Annotated in this window: 17 protein-coding genes and 9 tRNA genes; 7 read left to right on the top strand and 19 right to left on the bottom strand. The window is 27.6% G+C overall.

The features are described 5' to 3' along the window. Positions 1-21 precede the first annotated feature (21 nt). From AMRN_RS00995 to AMRN_RS00915, 17 genes are all read right to left on the bottom strand, one after another. Positions 22-96: transfer RNA gene (locus tag AMRN_RS00995), tRNA-Gln, on the bottom strand. A gap of 7 nt (positions 97-103) precedes the next feature. Continuing rightward, positions 104-180 (bottom strand) — tRNA-Thr (locus tag AMRN_RS00990). 8 nt (positions 181-188) lie between these two features. Further along, a tRNA-Met gene (locus AMRN_RS00985) sits at positions 189-265 on the bottom strand. Positions 266-292: 27 nt separating this feature from the next. Further along, a tRNA-Met gene (locus AMRN_RS00980) sits at positions 293-369 on the bottom strand. Between the two features lie 11 nt (positions 370-380). Further along, positions 381-457: transfer RNA gene (locus AMRN_RS00975), tRNA-Gly, on the bottom strand. A 23-nt stretch (positions 458-480) separates the two neighbouring features. Beyond that, positions 481-557, bottom strand: a tRNA-Gly gene (locus AMRN_RS00970). Between the two features lie 48 nt (positions 558-605). Continuing rightward, a tRNA-Gly gene (locus tag AMRN_RS00965) sits at positions 606-682 on the bottom strand. 3 nt (positions 683-685) lie between these two features. Continuing rightward, positions 686-762, bottom strand: a tRNA-Ile gene (locus AMRN_RS00960). 20 nt (positions 763-782) lie between these two features. Beyond that, positions 783-873: transfer RNA gene (locus tag AMRN_RS00955), tRNA-Ser, on the bottom strand. Positions 874-995: 122 nt separating this feature from the next. After that, on the bottom strand, positions 996-1,694 hold the full coding sequence (gene pyrF, locus AMRN_RS00950; protein WP_099310532.1) for an orotidine-5'-phosphate decarboxylase: 699 nt from the start codon (positions 1,692-1,694) through the stop codon (positions 996-998). Further along, positions 1,694-2,092 carry a transcription antitermination factor NusB gene (gene nusB, locus AMRN_RS00945; RefSeq protein ID WP_099310533.1) on the bottom strand — a complete coding sequence of 133 codons (399 nt, stop codon included), beginning with the start codon at positions 2,090-2,092 and terminating at the stop codon, positions 1,694-1,696. Before nusB ends, pyrF begins: the two co-directional genes overlap by 1 nt. Next, the gene (ribH, locus tag AMRN_RS00940) at positions 2,092-2,562 is read right to left on the bottom strand and encodes a 6,7-dimethyl-8-ribityllumazine synthase (RefSeq protein WP_099310534.1); all 471 of its coding nucleotides are present in this window, start codon (positions 2,560-2,562) and stop codon (positions 2,092-2,094) included. The genes nusB and ribH overlap by 1 nt, the downstream gene beginning before the upstream one ends. Before the next feature lie 89 nt (positions 2,563-2,651). After that, a complete protein-coding gene (gene kdsA, locus AMRN_RS00935) occupies positions 2,652-3,449 on the bottom strand; it encodes a 3-deoxy-8-phosphooctulonate synthase (RefSeq protein WP_099310535.1) in 798 nt (265 codons plus the stop codon). Next, entirely contained in the window at positions 3,446-5,134 is a 1,689-nt protein-coding gene (locus AMRN_RS00930) for a potassium channel family protein (RefSeq protein ID WP_099310536.1), read from the bottom strand. The genes kdsA and AMRN_RS00930 overlap by 4 nt, the downstream gene beginning before the upstream one ends. Positions 5,135-5,142: 8 nt before the next feature. Next, complete coding sequence (locus AMRN_RS00925) at positions 5,143-5,520, bottom strand: DUF6394 family protein (protein ID WP_099310537.1); 378 nt, start codon at positions 5,518-5,520, stop codon at positions 5,143-5,145. Further along, positions 5,507-7,249, bottom strand: a complete 1,743-nt coding sequence (locus AMRN_RS00920; RefSeq protein WP_228150798.1) for an FMN-binding glutamate synthase family protein — start codon at positions 7,247-7,249, stop codon at positions 5,507-5,509. Before AMRN_RS00920 ends, AMRN_RS00925 begins: the two co-directional genes overlap by 14 nt. 1 nt (position 7,250) lies before the next feature. Continuing rightward, complete coding sequence (locus AMRN_RS00915) at positions 7,251-8,135, bottom strand: DMT family transporter (protein WP_099310538.1); 885 nt, start codon at positions 8,133-8,135, stop codon at positions 7,251-7,253. 149 nt (positions 8,136-8,284) lie between these two features. Here AMRN_RS00915 and murA point away from each other — a divergent pair, with 149 nt between their 5' ends. The 3 genes from murA to AMRN_RS00900 are packed head-to-tail and all read left to right on the top strand — an operon-like array spanning position 8,285 to position 11,267. Beyond that, entirely contained in the window at positions 8,285-9,550 is a 1,266-nt protein-coding gene (murA, locus tag AMRN_RS00910) for a UDP-N-acetylglucosamine 1-carboxyvinyltransferase (protein WP_099310539.1), read from the top strand. Positions 9,551-9,566: 16 nt separating this feature from the next. Further along, on the top strand, positions 9,567-10,652 hold the full coding sequence (locus AMRN_RS00905) for an HdrB C-terminal domain-containing protein (protein ID WP_099310540.1): 1,086 nt from the start codon (positions 9,567-9,569) through the stop codon (positions 10,650-10,652). Continuing rightward, entirely contained in the window at positions 10,653-11,267 is a 615-nt protein-coding gene (locus tag AMRN_RS00900) for an HNH endonuclease (RefSeq protein WP_099310541.1), read from the top strand. Position 11,268: 1 nt separating this feature from the next. Here the strand turns inward: AMRN_RS00900 and AMRN_RS00895 are convergent, their stop codons facing one another. Both AMRN_RS00895 and AMRN_RS00890 read right to left on the bottom strand, forming a co-directional pair. Continuing rightward, on the bottom strand, positions 11,269-12,678 hold the full coding sequence (locus AMRN_RS00895; protein WP_099310542.1) for a type II secretion system protein GspD: 1,410 nt from the start codon (positions 12,676-12,678) through the stop codon (positions 11,269-11,271). A 55-nt stretch (positions 12,679-12,733) separates the two neighbouring features. After that, entirely contained in the window at positions 12,734-13,306 is a 573-nt protein-coding gene (locus tag AMRN_RS00890) for a YigZ family protein (protein WP_099310543.1), read from the bottom strand. Between the two features lie 101 nt (positions 13,307-13,407). On the opposite strand from AMRN_RS00890, the gene tlyA reads away from it, so the two are divergent. Genes tlyA through bcp form a run of 4 tightly spaced genes read left to right on the top strand, consistent with a single transcriptional unit; the run spans position 13,408 to position 16,147 of the window. Beyond that, complete coding sequence (gene tlyA / locus AMRN_RS00885; protein ID WP_099310544.1) at positions 13,408-14,115, top strand: 23S rRNA (cytidine-2'-O)-methyltransferase TlyA; 708 nt, start codon at positions 13,408-13,410, stop codon at positions 14,113-14,115. Then, positions 14,084-14,923, top strand: coding sequence for a bifunctional riboflavin kinase/FAD synthetase (locus AMRN_RS00880; protein WP_099310545.1), 840 nt, complete (start codon positions 14,084-14,086; stop codon positions 14,921-14,923). Before tlyA ends, AMRN_RS00880 begins: the two co-directional genes overlap by 32 nt. A gap of 31 nt (positions 14,924-14,954) precedes the next feature. After that, positions 14,955-15,662, top strand: a complete 708-nt coding sequence (gene cmoA, locus AMRN_RS00875; protein WP_099310546.1) for a carboxy-S-adenosyl-L-methionine synthase CmoA — start codon at positions 14,955-14,957, stop codon at positions 15,660-15,662. Positions 15,663-15,676: 14 nt separating this feature from the next. Beyond that, complete coding sequence (gene bcp / locus AMRN_RS00870; RefSeq protein WP_099310547.1) at positions 15,677-16,147, top strand: thioredoxin-dependent thiol peroxidase; 471 nt, start codon at positions 15,677-15,679, stop codon at positions 16,145-16,147.

Genomic DNA, 16,147 nt, shown 5'->3' with positions numbered 1-16,147 from the left:
ATTTTTGTTAAGAATTGAGTATGGATGGGGTAGTAGGATTCGAACCTACGAATGACGGCACCAAAAGCCGTTGCCTTACCACTTGGCGATACCCCAATATAAGTGGAGCTGGTGATAGGAGTCGAACCTACGACCTGCTGATTACAAATCAGCTGCTCTAGCCAACTGAGCTACACCAGCACTTATAGTGGTGTCAAGAGGGAGACTTGAACTCCCGACCTCCGGCTTATGAGACCAGCGCTCTAGCCAGCTGAGCTACCTTGACATATTTATTAAATTTTACTTCTAAATTTGGTTGCGGAAACAAGATTTGAACTTGTGACCTTCGGGTTATGAGCCCGACGAGCTACCTGACTGCTCTATTCCGCGTTATGTATTTATGGAGCGGGAGACGAGACTCGAACTCGCGACAATCTGCTTGGAAGGCAGAAGCTCTAGCCAACTGAGCTACTCCCGCATAAATACTTTAAAACTTTCACATGGAGCGGGAGACGAGACTCGAACTCGCGACAATCTGCTTGGAAGGCAGAAGCTCTAGCCAACTGAGCTACTCCCGCATAAAAATGCGAATAAAATTATAATTAAAATAACTTAAAATAAAATAATGGAGCGGGAGACGAGACTCGAACTCGCGACAATCTGCTTGGAAGGCAGAAGCTCTAGCCAACTGAGCTACTCCCGCAACTGGTGGGTCATGGAGGACTCGAACCTCCGACCACTCGGTTATGAGCCGAGTGCTCTAACCAGCTGAGCTAATGACCCAATTCCATTATTTATTTTTATGGCGGACAGAGAGGGATTCGAACCCTCGGTACCGTTGCCAGTACGCTTCCTTAGCAGGGAAGTGGTTTCAGCCAGCTCACCCATCTGTCCAATTTACAGTTTTTTGATTACCTCAAAAACTGGACGAGAATTATAATGCTTAGTGACTTAAAAAACACTTAAAATAAATGATTTTATTTAATTACTTATAAATTCAAGTGTTTTTTATCGTTTTAAATAGTATTAATTATTTTTTCTACTATCTCTTTAGGTCTTGGTGATTTATAAATAGGTCTTCCAACAACAATAAAATCAACAAGCTCTTCTTTAGCTTTTGTGATATCTGCAACTCTTTTTTGATCACCTGAGTCTTCTCCAAAAGGTCTTATACCTGGGCATAAAGTTATAAAGTCTTCTGATGTACTTGATTTTATATCTTTACTTTCATATGCTGAACAAACTACACCATCAAGCCCAGAATCAAATGAATCAATAGCAAACTTTCTAGCTTTTGTATCAATATCTTCATTATATACAGCTCTAAAATTATCATTATCAAATGAAGTAAGAGCTGTTACAGATAAAACAAGTGGTCTATTTGGAATATTTTTAATCCTATTCATTACTTCTTTCATTGCAACTTTTCCAGCACTTGCATGAACATTAAACATATCAATAAGTCCAAACTTTGAAATATCTTCAGCTGCATCAGCCATAGTATTAGGTATATCATATAATTTTAAATCAAGAAAAATTTTAAAATCTTTATTTATCTTTTTTATATCTTCTAAAAAAGATTTTCCATCCCTTAAATAAGTTCTAAATCCTACTTTTAACCAAATCTCTTTATTTAATTCAACATTAGTTATATTTTTTACTAAATCTAGATTTTGTTTTGCAGTAGGTAAATCTAAAGATATACATAATTTCACTATTTTTGCCTTTTGATTTTATCTAAAACACCATTTATAAATTTTGGTGCATTATCACTTGCAAGTCTTTTTGATAACTCTATTGCTTCATTTATAATAATTGGTTTATCTAATTCACCAAATAAAGTTTCATAAACAGCAAGTCTTAATATTGCTTTTTCTACATTTCCTAAATCTATAATTTTACCTTGAGTTAGATGAGATTCAATCTCTTTATCAATTTCGTCTAAATTATCAATTACACCATTAAAAAGATTTATTGCAAAAGTCTTTTGCTTATTTCTTATTTTTTTATCTTCTAATATCTCATCAATAAAATTTATTATTCCTTCATTGCCTAAATCAACTGCATATAATAAACCTATTACTGATTCTCTTGCTTGTGTTCTTGTAGCCATTATTTTCCTAACTCGTTATATAAGTCTAACATCTCTATAATTGTTACCATTGCTTCTGAACCTTTGTTCCCAACTTTAGAACCAGCTCTTTCAATTGCTTGTTCAATTGTATCTGTTGTTAAAACTCCATTTGATACAGGTTTACCATATTGTAATGTTACAGTTGCTATACCTTTTGTTGCTTCTGCTGAAATATAATCAAAATGAGGAGTGGCACCTCTAATTACTGCACCAACACAACATACAGCATCATATTTGCCACTTTTTAATGCTTTTTCTAATGCGAATGGAATTTCAAATGCACCAGGAACTAATAATAAATCTAAATTCTCTTCATTACCGCCATGTCTTATAAATGCATCTTTTGCACCTTCAACTAATCTATCAGTAATAATATGATTAAATCTTCCATTTATAATGGCAACTTTTTCATTACCATTTAGTCTTAATTTACCTTCTATAATATTCATCTTTACTCCAATTTTAAAGCTATTAATTAGCTATTTATATTATTCATATTTTGCGATTATATCTAAAATAAAATTAAGAAATTAAAGCTTTAATTTTTTAAAGCTTCTTTTATTGCAAAAATATCTTCAACTGTTTTATAAAGTTCATCAATTTTAAGCATATTTGGCCCATCACTTTTAGCTATTGTTGGGTTAGTATGTGTTTCAAAAAAGAATCCATCAACACCAACACTAGCAGCTGCTCTTGCCATATGTGGTACAAACTTTGAATTACCTCCTGTAGTTCCACCTGTACTTGGTATTTGAACAGAGTGTGTCGCATCAAAAATAACAGGGGCATATTCTCTCATTAGTATTAAATTTCTCATATCAACAACTAATGATCCATAACCAAATGTGTTTCCTCTTTCACATAACCAAACACCATTTTCTTTAGAAGTCTCATAATTTATAGTATTAACACCTCTTGTTTGTAAAACTTTTTCAACAGGATGTTTCATAGCATCAGCTGCTAAAAACTGCCCTTTTTTAATATTGATTTTACAGTTTGTTTTTGCAGATTCAACTAAAAGATCAGTTTGTCTACATAAAAAAGCTGGTATTTGTAAAATATCCATAACTTGCGAAGCTGGTTTTGCTTGATAAGATTCATGTATATCTGTGATAACTTTATATCCGAACTGTTTTTTAACCTCTTCAAATATTTTAAGGCCTTCATCTAATCCAGGACCTCGATAAGAACTAATACTTGTTCTATTTGCTTTATCAAATGAAGCTTTAAAATAAAACTCGACTCTTTTATCTTCACTTAATGGTTTTAAACTCTCTGCAATTTTCATTACTGTATCTCTATCTTCTAATACACATGGTCCTGTTAAAATAATCATTTAAATAATCCTTTAAAAATAGTTCTTTTTTCTTTTCCTGTTAAAGCATAGTAAAATTCATAAATATTTTGAGATATATACTCTATATCATTTTTTGCATGCTCATCACAAGCAAAAAGAATTTTATCATCAAATTGTAATTTTGTATCCCATAAAGGAAGTAAAATTTCCTCTTTATCCCTTAATATCAACAAAGGTACAACGTTGTTTTTTTGTTCTTTATTGTGTAATGATACTCTAAATATTTTTAACTCTATCTCTTTTTTTATTTTTAAGTATCTTGCAACTTCTGGTGCTTTTTCAAAATCTAACTCAATTTCAAATAAAAGTGGATTTTCATCTATTGTTTCAAAAAGTCTTCTAACTAATTTTGCAGCCCACATTTCATCTTTTTCTGAAATAATTCTACTAAATAGATCTGAGAGTGGATTTATTAAAGCATTGGTAGTTTTATTGATTAAGATTTTAGCTGGCATAAAAATATGATCTATATTTGCACTTTTAAAAATTGAAAAGTCTTCCATTTCATTTTCTCTTACAATTGTCATTATTTTTGGATTTAACTTTTTTGCAGTAGCTAAAATTGATAAATTTGTTGTGTCATTATTTGTTGCTGCTATTATTGCAACTGCGTTTGTTACTCCAATTTCCAATAAAGTATCTTTATCATCAGCATTTGCATATGTTAGTTTTGTAAAGTCAGTATTTTTAAACTCTACATTTTTCTTTTCTATTTCTATAAAATGGGCTTCTATATTATTTGTTTTTAATTTATCATAAACACTTTGTCCCATTCTTCCAAAACCACAAATTATATATTTACCTTTTGGGAAAAGAGGTAAAGAAGAATTAAGAGTGTCAACTTTAAATAGCCATTTTTCTAATTTTAGTAAATTAGGAGCAGTCAAAGCCATATTTATCTCTTTTGCTATTATTGAAAATGGATTAGCAACAATTTCAACATCCAAATCTTTTAAGTTTTCTGTATGATTTTCAGTAGTTGACTTTATGACTAATTTTACATTTTTATTTAAGAGTTTTGAAGTTAATGCAATTCTTAAATTTAAAGAATCATCTTCAAAAAGAGCAACTAAACCTTTACAATTTGTTTTTTTAATTCCTGCTTCTTCTAGTGATTTTGAACTATGTGCATTACTCATTAGCAAGGGTACTGTGGGAGTAAAATTTTCTAATAAAAGCTCATTACCTTTAATTACACCTTTTTCAATTACTACAGTTCTAATATCTTGAGCTATTGCTCTTTTTATTATTTCACTAGTAATTTGATTATAGCCTAATATTATTATGAATTTTTGTTTTAGATTTTTAATTTGTCTTTTAAATCTACTTTTTTCAATCTCTTGTAAAAATAGTTTATCTTGTAAAAGTCTAACTAAAGAACCAATACCATAAAACCATCCAATTACTGTAATATAAATTGAAAAACTCACCCAAATTCTTTGAGCGTATGTAAACTCATAAGGAGTTTCTCCAAATCCTATAGTAGTTGCTGTGTAACTAACAAAATAAAATGCATCGAAAATAGACATCTGATAAGGATTCCCACTAGGATCCTTACCTTCGATTAAAACTAAGCCAGTTATTGCTATTGTATAGGCTATAATAATCACTAAAAAAGGTACTCTCATTCGATAAAGAATGATAAATAAAGAACTATTCTTCACTTTTAAACCTATCTTTTAGATTTTATTGTTTCACCAACATATAATGTAACTGAAGTAATATTTGCAAGTAATGCCCCACCTGATAAAGAGATAATCATTCCAACAATTTCTCTATCAATTGTATAAGCATATTCTGCAACTGTCCAAATAACTGCTGCACTTATTAATTGGATATCAGCAACTAATGATGTTGCTAGTAAAACTGAACCCATTTGTGTTTTATCACCAAGTTTTAATGTTGTTGCAATTATATTAATAATAATAGCTGCAAATAATTCATATTTACTATGCATTTCTAAAGAGTCCATATCGCCATAAAAGAACCCAAAGTTTATTGTCATAGCTAAAATAATAAAAAAACCTGCGATAACTTTATCTAAGTTCATGATATTCATCTCCTAAATCTTTTCCTATATCAAGTCTTCGTTTAAATACACTATCAATATTATCATGCACTTTTGAATCTTTATCAAGAAAAATCAATCTATGTTTATTTAATTGATTTACATTTTTAAGTCCCATTACTGCTAAAAGACCTCTCACACCTTTTAGTAAGTTATTATGATAATCCCTTACATATTTTGCATGTTTATAAACAAAATATTTTTTTCTTTTACTTTTATCTTGAGTAGCAAGACCAACTGGACATTCATGACCATTTGTTCCTGAACAATATCTAGCTCTAATACATCCTGCACTCATCATAAAACCTCTTGCAATTTGAACAAAATCTGCGCCTAAAGATAAAATAATGATTAAATCATCTGGAGTTAAAACTTTTCCACTAGCAACTATTTTTATTTTATCTCTTACATCATAATCTCTTAAGATTTTATCAACTAAATATATAGAGTCTCTTGCATTAAGACCTATTCTTTCCATCATTTCAATTGGAGCGGTTGCACTTCCTCCACTTCCACCATCAATAGATATAAAATCAGGATATGCATCATTACCTGCATCAACTCTTTTTTTAATCTCTTTTGCATAAGGTTCTATATTTTCTATATCAGAAATAACTATTTTTATACCAACTGGTTTCTCAGATAGTTCTTGAAGTTTACCAACAAAATCAAATAACTCTTCAACACTATTTGCATATGGGAATCTGTTTGGAGAAAATAAATCTTTATGTGCTTCAACATTTCTATAATATGCTATTGCTGGGCTTACTTTATCTGCAATTAATTTTCCACCAGTTTGTTTTGCCCCTTGTGCCATTTTAATTTCAGTCATTTTACAAAATCTCATAGTTTTTTGATATCTATCTGGGTCAAAATTTCCTTGTTTATCCCTAGCTCCATACAAACCTGAACTTAATTGCAATATAATATCAGGCATATCTTGAGGAACTTCTTTTGGAAAGTTTTCTAGTGGTGCTTCCCAATTTGGTCTATGAAATATTTCTGACTTTAAATCAAAAACATAAGTTTCAGCTTCTGGATCTTTTTTAAATACTAAACTTCTATATACATCTGCTGACATTGCACCATTAAATAATTTTTGTACTATCTTTTTGCAAACTCTTTGAAAAATATTTCCATGAACCACAGTCATATACTCAGGCTTATAATTTCTATGTGTAACAAAGAAGTTTGATGTTAATCCACCCTCACCTGAATTAATTGGGAAATTCCCCATAAAAGAACCTCTTACAAAAGCTCTTGTACCCTCAGGTGAGATAGAACCATCACTCATTGCACTTCTTGCAATAATTGATTTTGCATGATATGGATATTTTCTTTTTTCACCAAATACCACTTCAAAGTGTGTATCTACCTCATCTTCATTTAATACGATAGTGGCATGCCTTAGCATAAATTTTGGTTTAGGTAAAGGTTGAGAAGGGGAAAATGACGCATAATTGGGAACATCTCTTGCTGCTTTATATACCCAATCTAATTTATCTTTTGACTCATAAAATTTTTCATCACCAAAGTATTGTCTAAAAGGCTCTCTGAATTCTTCAAAAACATATCTAAGCCTACCAATAATTGGATAATTAACTAACAACTGATGATCTCTTTGTACATACTTATCATGCACATACCAAGCTATGATTATTATAACAAATAATGCTATTGTAATGTCTATTATTAATACAGTATTGTTCACATTAATCCTTTTTCAACGAAACTAAAAATCCACTAATTACTATTAAAAGTATACCTAAAATAATCCAAATGTCAGGAAATGCATCACCTAAGAACATCCCTAATATAATGGAGAATGCAATATTAGCATAAGAAATAGTACCTATAATACCTGCCTTTGCACAAGAGTATGCTTTTGTCATATAAATTTGTGCATATGTTGCAAAAACTCCCAATAATATAATAAAAAACCAATCTTTACCACTTGGCATAACAAAAGTTTCTAACATAAAATCAAGTGTAGAAGGAGAGTAAAACTCTGCAACTAACATTAAAAGTAAAGGTCCTATTGTTCCAATTCCCATAAAGGATAAAACAATTGCCCTACTATCATAATATTTTCTTAATTCTCTAATTGAAGTATAAGCAAGTGCTGCTCCAACACCACTCAAAATTCCTAACCAATCAGTCTTTTCTAATGTGCTTCCATCAAATTTGGTTATAAATAGTATTCCAATAAAACCTATAAATACACCAACCCAACCTTTAAATCCCAATTTTTCTTTTACAAAAATATAAGCAAATACTGCTGTAAAGATTGTAGAGGTTTTTGAAAAAGTCATGGCTTCTGCTAAAGAGATTTCAGCAATATTATAAAAAAACATTAACAATGCAATAAAACCAGCCATTCCTCTAAAAATTAAAAGTAAAGGTTTCCCTCCTTCTTGAACTAAAGGTTTTCTATAAACTGAAAATAGTATTATTGCAACACCAAATAAATTTCTAAAAAACACCACCTCAACTGAACTAACAGAGTCACTAAGTTCTTTAGCACTAGCTCCCATAAAAGCAAACATTAAAGAAGCAAATAACATATACTTTATTCCTAAAGAAACATCTTCTTTCATAATACATCCTAAATTTTAAAGCGAAATTCTATTGTGTTTATAATTAAAGCAAGATTATTGTTTTTAGGTAAATATTACTACTAATCTTTTTAGCAATAATTTGATAGAATATAAACTCATACATATAATTATATACAACTAGGATAATAATGAAATATTTAAAAATAATTGGTAATAAAAAACTTAAGGGAAAAATTAGTATTTCTGGAGCTAAAAATGCAGCACTTCCTCTTCTAGCTTCTACTATTTTAGCTAAAAATAAAATAGAAATTGGGAATTTACCTGATGTAGTAGATATTAATACTTTATTAAAATTATTAGAAAAGCTTGGTAGTTCTTATTCAAAAAATGAACATACAATACATGTAGAAACATCAACTATTAATAATACAAAAGCAACTTATGACATTGTAAAAACAATGAGAGCTTCTATTTTAGTTTTAGGACCTTTATTAGCTAGATTTGGACATTGTGAAGTTTCTCTTCCTGGTGGTTGTGCAATTGGACAAAGACCTGTGGATTTACATCTAAAAGCCTTAGAACAAATGGGTGCAAAAATTGAAATAAAAAGCGGATATATTCAAGCAAGTTGTGAAGATGGGTTAAAAGGAGCAAAGATTGTATTTGATAAAGTTACTGTTGGTGGTACTGAAAATATAATTATGGCTGCTAGTTTAGCAACAGGAACAACTACAATTATTAATGCAGCAAAAGAACCAGAAATTGTTCAATTATGTGAAGTGCTTCAAGATGCAGGAGTTGATATAAAAGGAGTTGGAACTTCAAAACTTATAATACAAGGAAGTAAAGGAAAACTACTTGAGTTTAAAGACTTTAATATCATTCCTGATAGAATTGAAGCTGGGACATATATGTGTGCAGCTGCTATTACAAACTCTAAACTTACAATTACAAATATTATCCCTTTACATTTAGAAGCTATAATTTCAAAACTTGAAGAGATGAATTTTGAAATCATACAAGAAGAAAATAGTTTAACTATTATGCCTACAGAAGATATAAAACCTGTAAATATAGTAACTTCTGAATATCCTGGTTTTCCTACAGATATGCAAGCACAGTTTATGGCACTTGCAACTCAAGCAAATGGAACGAGTACAATTGATGAAAGATTATTTGAAAATCGATTTATGCATGTTAGTGAATTATTAAGATTGGGTGCAGATATTCACCTAAATGGCAATATAGCAACAATAAATGGCACTGCAAATAAATTAAATGGTACAGATGTTATGGCCACAGACCTAAGAGCATCATCTGCTTTAGTTCTAGCAGCATTAGTTGCACAAGGAGAAACAGATATTCATAGAATTTATCACCTTGATAGAGGATATGAAAATTTAGAAAAAAAACTTAGTGAAATTGGTGTTGATATTCAAAGACACAATGAATAAAAAGTAAAGGCAAAAAATGAAACTAGAAGTATCATTATTTAAATTTGATTACAAATCTGATTACTTACCATATTATAAGAAATATTATTTAAATATTGAAAATGAAAAATCTCTTTTAGATTTATTAAATAGTATAAATAAAGAAGAGAGTTTTTATTACGAAAGTTGTGACTCGTTTTTAGTAAAAGTAAATAATATCTTTACAAGTTGCGAAATCAATTTAATGGAATTAGTAAATAAAGTAGGAAATGAAATCACCATTGAACCTATTAGTACTAAAAGATGTATGAATGATCTAATTATAAATGAAGATGATTTTTATTCAAAACTATCTTTACTAGAAAAGTTTATTTCAAAAAAAGATATTAAAAAATATGAAGATTATAAAATATATTATTATGCTTCAAATACATTAAACTTTGAAAAAGACTATATTGGAGATGCAATCTTACTTTTAGCAAATGATTTAATAAATGAAAATAATCAAAATAAAGAAGAGATACTTAATATTCTTAAAACATGCGAATTTGGAATACAATATCATACAAATTTAGAAAATAGAGTATTTAATATAGATGATAGTATAGAAAAAATTATATTAAATTTAAGAAATTTATTAAGTATTGATAAAGAAGAGAATAAACAAAACTTTAAAATAAATAAAAAAAATAGTATTTCAATTGAAAAAGCTAGTAGTGAAAATATTGAAAATAACTTTAATGAATTTAATATTTCATATTATAGTAATAGTGATAATGTTTTAAACTATTTAAATAAATTAGAAGCAAAAATAATTCATATTGAAAACTCTTCAATAGATTTGGCAAAAAATAGTTTTCATATAAATAAAGAGTTCACTTTTAAATTAGCCTCAACGGTACTTCTTGAAGCCTTTGATAAAGGTGCAGATTTTATTGTAGTTGATAATTTAAATGATTTTTACATATTTGATTTTAATAGAAAAGAGTTAAATAAAATTGCAAGAAGAGAGGTTAATCTTCCAGTTTTACACATAGATGAACTAAAAAATCTTGCCGCAGGAAATTTTGAAGAAGCCAAAAAGTCTTTAAATAATCACTTAATTAATCCAAAGTTAGTATAGATGATACTTGATACAGATTTTATTATCATTGGAAGTATAATAATTATTTTATTGACTCCATTATATATTTATAGAAAAAAAGTATATAATTTTTTTACAAGACAAGGTGACTTTGAAACCTTCGAAGAGAATATAAAAAACTATTTACACACATACTATCCTAAAATAGAATTTGACTATTCAATTATTCAAAAAACTAAAATGGAAAAAGATGCAAAACTTAGACAAATATTAGTTATTGAAGATTTAGTTTCTCAATTTTTTGATTTTGAGTATGAACTTGAAACTCAAAAATGTATTCACAAAGATTTTCTTTGGAGTACTTATGAACAAAACTGTAAACCAATAAAAGAAAAACTACCAAATGATTGGTCAAAAAGAAAAGAGTTTACATATAGAAGAGATAATTGTAAATGTAAAAGATGTGGATTAAATATTGAACTAATAGATGCACAAATCATTCTTATTAGACCTTTAGCAAATGGAGGTGGTTATAATTTTGAAAATTTAATTACACTATGTTCAGATTGTAATAAGATATTAAACTCTCAAATAAAAAGTATTAAATCTTCACTAATAGAAGATGCATTACTAACAAAGACAACTGTAAAATAATCTATCTTCCTTCAAGAAGATTCTTTACTCTTTGATTATGTAGCTTTAAATATTTATTTTCATTGTGAACATTTTTATTTTGTGTACTTTTTATAAGTAATAAATCTTCTAATCTTTTTAATTTTGCCAATTCTTCTCTTATAAAAGTTATATCTTTATTTTTTGGAATAATATAAGGAGTTATTACAATTACAAGATTACTTTGTTTACTAGAATTATTTTTATGTTTAAATAAGTTACCAATTATAGGTAAAGAGGAGAAATAAGGCACCTCATCATCTAATTTCTCATTTCTATTTTCAACTAATCCTCCTAAGATAATACTCTCTCCATTTGAAACTACTGCAAAAGTTGAAACACTTTTTTTAGTTGTATCTGGTTGGTTATTTGTTGTACTATTTTTTATCCCCTCTAAAACAGTATTTATATAAAGTCTAACTTTATTATCATCTCTTTTTAACTTTGGTTTAACCTCTAGTTTTAAACCAACATCTTTTCTTTCAAAAGAGTAACTTGTATTTCCTCCACTTGTTGTAGTAGAAGAAGTCTTTAAAGATATACTCTGCCCTACATATATTGTACTTTTTTTATTATTTATACATAAAATAGAGGGTTCAGATACAATTTTTAATGCATAATTTTGATGTAACAAAGATAATGTAGCTCCTAATGATATTGAAGATTTTAAAGTGGGAATAGATAAACCAATACTACTTATATCAAAATCTACTGCTTCGTTTGAGTTTAAATTTGATGCCATTGTAAAAATTCCACTATTTGAAGTTTTACCTGAAAGTAAGCCATACTTTAATCCGATTTTATTTACAAGATTACTATTAAGTTCAACAATTTTTGCTTTCAAAAATATTTGGGGTTCATCTTTATCTAATTTTTTTGCTAATGATTCTATTTTCTTAATAATATGCACTTTACCAATCAAAATCAAAGAGTTTGATTCATCATCACTTGAAATAAAAAGTTTTTCATATTTATTTATAGACTTGAATTTTTGTAAAATTTTCTTTAACTGTTTTACTTCAATATTTTTTAAAGCAATTACTTTTGTGATTACTTTAGGTTCAATCTTTTCTTCTGTTTTTTCTTCTTTCTCTTCTTCTTTCTTCTCATTTATTATATAAAAACTATTTTTATTGATTAGTTCATATCCAAAAGATTCTAATGAGTTTTTTAATACTTCAAGCAATTGATTTTTTGATATTGGTTTTACTGAGATAAAATCTACTTTTCCTTTTATATCAGCTTTTACAAGTATGTTCTTATTTAAGACTTTTGAACTTACTTTTATTAATTCATTTAAGTCCAAATTTTTAAACTTAACCTCTTTTTTTAAATCTTCCGCAAATAAAAAAGTATTAAAAATAAGTAGTGAATATAAAACAAAATATTTCATACTAATGCCTTAAAAAAATAATATTAAAAATTATATCTTTTAAAAGCTTATATATTTAAATTGTTATTATATTTCTTCCTAGTTTTGATTTTAATATATTCAATTTCTCTTTTGTAGCTTGCAAAAAAAGTGTTACATCAGTATTAAACTCTTTATTTAAGATATTTATTTCTAAAAGTTGCAAGTCATACTCCAACTTTGAAAGTTCACTATAATCACACCTTATAGTTAAATTTTCAAGTTTTTCATATATAAAAAGTTCACTATTTTTTATAACTTTATTTACAGAATCAGAATAAGCTCTTACTAAGCCTCCTGTTCCTAATTTAACTCCCCCAAAATACCTAACAATTATTACTGCACTATTAATAAGTTCATTTCCTGCTAAAACATTTAAAGATGGTTTTCCACTTGTACCTTTTGGTTCTCCATCATCACTACTATTTTCAACAATTTGTTCTAATTCATTTAAATATCTATATGCATATACATGATGTCTAGCTTTTGGGTGTTCTTTTTTTAATCTGTTCATTACTTCATCAAAATTTTTCGAGGGAAAAAGGTGTGCAATAAATTTTGATTTTTTCTCTTCAAAGATTTCATAAAACTCTTTTTTTACATATTTCAATCTTAACTCTTTTTATTTGTATTCTTTTTTATTAAAGCATTTTTTCTCTTATGTAAGAATAAATAATCATTTTTTGAATATTTTTATATTATAATATCTTTATGAGATTAGACCAATACCTTACAAAAAAATTTGATATTCAAAGTAGAAATAAAGCAAGTGAACTTATTAAATCAAAAAAAGTTCAAGTAGATAATAAAATAATTACAAAGCCTTCTTTTATTGTAGAAGAACCAATAGATATAAAGATTTTAGAAGATGATTTTTTTGTAAGTAGAGCTGCTTATAAACTTAAATACTTTTTAGATGAAATAAATATAAACATAAAAAATTTAAATGCTTTAGATATTGGAAGTAGCACAGGTGGTTTCACACAAACTTTACTAAATAATTATGTAAATAGTGTAACATGTGTTGATGTTGGTTCAAATCAACTACATGAAAAAATAAAAAATAATGGAAAAATTTTATTTTATGAAAAAACAGACATTAGAGATTTTAAATCTGAAAAAGAATTTGATTTAGTAACTTGTGATGTATCTTTTATATCTATTTTAAATATTCTTGAGGATATAAATAGATTGGCAAAAGATAAAATTATTATACTTTTTAAACCTCAATTTGAAGTTGGTAAAAATATAAAAAGAGATAAAAAAGGTGTTGTAAAAGATAAAAAAGCCATTTTAAGAGCAAGAGAAAGATTTATAGATACTACAAAAATTTTTGATTGGAATTTAAAGTATAGTTCATATAGTAAAATACAAGGAAAAGATGGTAATGAAGAAGAGTTATTCTACTTTGATAAATAAAAAAAATATTACATCTATTGCAATTGGTGGCTTTGATGGCATGCATATTGCTCATCAACAACTTTTTAAAAAGCTTGATCAAAATGGTGCAATTGTTGTAATTGAATCTGGGCATTCAAATCTTACTCCTAAAAGTAACAGACAAGAATACACTCACTTTCCTGTTTACTATTATGTTCTTGATAATATTAAACATCTTGAGGGAGAAGAGTTTATAAAGCTTTTAAAAGAAGAGTTTCCTAATCTTAAAAAGATTATTGTTGGTTTTGATTTTTGTTTTGGTAAAAATAGAAAATACAATACTTTAGGACTTAAGAAACTTTTTGAGGGAGAGGTAATTGTTGTTGATGAAATATGTGATAATAATCTTGCAATTCATTCAAGATATATAAGAGAATTCATTAGAGTTGGAAATATAAAAAAAGCAAATGAACTTTTAGGAAAAAATTATAAAATAATAGGTCAAACTACAAAAGGTCAAGGCTTAGGGAAAAAAAGTTTTGTTCCTACTATTAATCTTACAGTTGAAAACTTTCTTCTTCCAAATGAAGGTGTTTATATTACAAAAACAATAATAAAAGATAAATCTTATAATTCAGTAACTTTTTTAGGCCATAGAGTAACAACAGATGGTAGCTATGCTATAGAAACCCATCTAATTGGTGAAGATATAATAAATATTATGGGTAAAATTCAAATTGAATTTATTGATAAAATAAGAGAGAATCAAAAATTTGATAACTTTGAAGATTTAAAAAAGCAAATTGATAAAGATATAAATAACGCACTTAAGTATTTTGATAAATAATAATTAATATTCATTTAGATAAAATATACTTATGGTAGATAAAATATTTGAAAAATCGATAAAAAAACAATTCGAGTTTGATGAAGATGTAGCATCTGTATTTGATGATATGCTAAATCGCTCAATTCCTTTTTATAAACAAATGCAAGAATTAACTATAGATTTTGCATTAAATTATTTAAAAGAAGCTGATACGGTATATGATTTAGGTTGCTCAACAGCATCAACACTTATAGAATTAGGAAAACAATCAAATGTTGATTTAAATTTAGTAGGTATTGATAACTCAAGTGCAATGCTTTCTAGGGCTTCAAAAAAATGTAAAGCATTTGGTATTGATATAAAACTTAAAAATGAAGATTTACTTGATACATCTTATGATGATGCAAAATTAGTTATTTCAAACTATACATTACAATTTATTAGACCCCTACAAAGAGAAAAACTTATTAAAAAAATACATGACTCTTTAAAAGATGATGGTATTTTTATATTTAGTGAAAAAGTAATATCATCAAACAAAGTTTTAAATAAACAATGCATTGATACATATTATGATTTTAAGAAAAAACAAGGTTATAGTGAATTTGAGATTTCACAAAAAAGAGAAGCATTAGAAAATGTTTTAATACCATATACTGATGATGAAAATAAAAAAATGATATTAGATGCAGGTTTTTCCCACTGCGAAGTACTATTTAAGTGGGTAAACTTTGCAACATTTATAGCAATAAAATAAATAAAAGGATTTAAATGTTAGAAATTGGATCAAAAGCACCTGAATTTTGTGCAAAAAATCAAGATGATGTTGAAATTCATTCAAGAGATTTAAAAGGCAAATGGATTGTATTGTACTTCTATCCAAAAGATTTAACTCCAGGTTGTACTACTGAAGCTTGTGAGTTTACTGCGAACGAACCAGAGTTTGATGATTTAGATGCAGTGATTTTAGGAGTAAGTCCTGATGATACTGCAAAACATAGAAAATTTATTGAAAAAAAAGAGTTAACAATTACTCTTTTATCTGATGAAGATAAAAAAATGTGTGAAGACTTTGGTATATGGCAACTTAAAAAATTTATGGGGAAAGAGTATATGGGAGTAGTAAGATCAACATTTATTATTAACCCAAAAGGTGAAATTGCAGCTTTATGGACTAAGGTAAAAGTAAAAGGTCATGTTGAAGCAGTAAAAGAAAAATTAAAAGAGTTACAATCAAAATAA

The organism is Malaciobacter marinus (assembly GCF_003544855.1).
Lineage (GTDB): Bacteria > Campylobacterota > Campylobacteria > Campylobacterales > Arcobacteraceae > Malaciobacter > Malaciobacter marinus.
The sequence above is the reverse complement of the archived record's forward strand: the minus strand, read 5'-3'. Positions and strand labels throughout refer to the sequence as shown.

What these genes read in the sequence shown, in the direction of transcription:
- nusB (WP_099310533.1), bottom strand. Translation starts at nt 2,092, where the DNA reads ATGGCTACAAGAACACAAGCAAGAGAATCAGTAATAGGTTTATTATAT.
- ribH (WP_099310534.1), bottom strand. Translation starts at nt 2,562, where the DNA reads ATGAATATTATAGAAGGTAAATTAAGACTAAATGGTAATGAAAAAGTT.
- kdsA (WP_099310535.1), bottom strand. Translation starts at nt 3,449, where the DNA reads ATGATTATTTTAACAGGACCATGTGTATTAGAAGATAGAGATACAGTA.
- AMRN_RS00925 (WP_099310537.1), bottom strand. Translation starts at nt 5,520, where the DNA reads ATGAACTTAGATAAAGTTATCGCAGGTTTTTTTATTATTTTAGCTATG.
- AMRN_RS00915 (WP_099310538.1), bottom strand. Translation starts at nt 8,135, where the DNA reads ATGAAAGAAGATGTTTCTTTAGGAATAAAGTATATGTTATTTGCTTCT.
- murA (WP_099310539.1), top strand. Translation starts at nt 8,285, where the DNA reads ATGAAATATTTAAAAATAATTGGTAATAAAAAACTTAAGGGAAAAATT.
- AMRN_RS00905 (WP_099310540.1), top strand. Translation starts at nt 9,567, where the DNA reads ATGAAACTAGAAGTATCATTATTTAAATTTGATTACAAATCTGATTAC.
- AMRN_RS00900 (WP_099310541.1), top strand. Translation starts at nt 10,653, where the DNA reads ATGATACTTGATACAGATTTTATTATCATTGGAAGTATAATAATTATT.
- AMRN_RS00895 (WP_099310542.1), bottom strand. Translation starts at nt 12,678, where the DNA reads ATGAAATATTTTGTTTTATATTCACTACTTATTTTTAATACTTTTTTA.
- tlyA (WP_099310544.1), top strand. Translation starts at nt 13,408, where the DNA reads ATGAGATTAGACCAATACCTTACAAAAAAATTTGATATTCAAAGTAGA.
- AMRN_RS00880 (WP_099310545.1), top strand. Translation starts at nt 14,084, where the DNA reads ATGAAGAAGAGTTATTCTACTTTGATAAATAAAAAAAATATTACATCT.
- cmoA (WP_099310546.1), top strand. Translation starts at nt 14,955, where the DNA reads ATGGTAGATAAAATATTTGAAAAATCGATAAAAAAACAATTCGAGTTT.
- bcp (WP_099310547.1), top strand. Translation starts at nt 15,677, where the DNA reads ATGTTAGAAATTGGATCAAAAGCACCTGAATTTTGTGCAAAAAATCAA.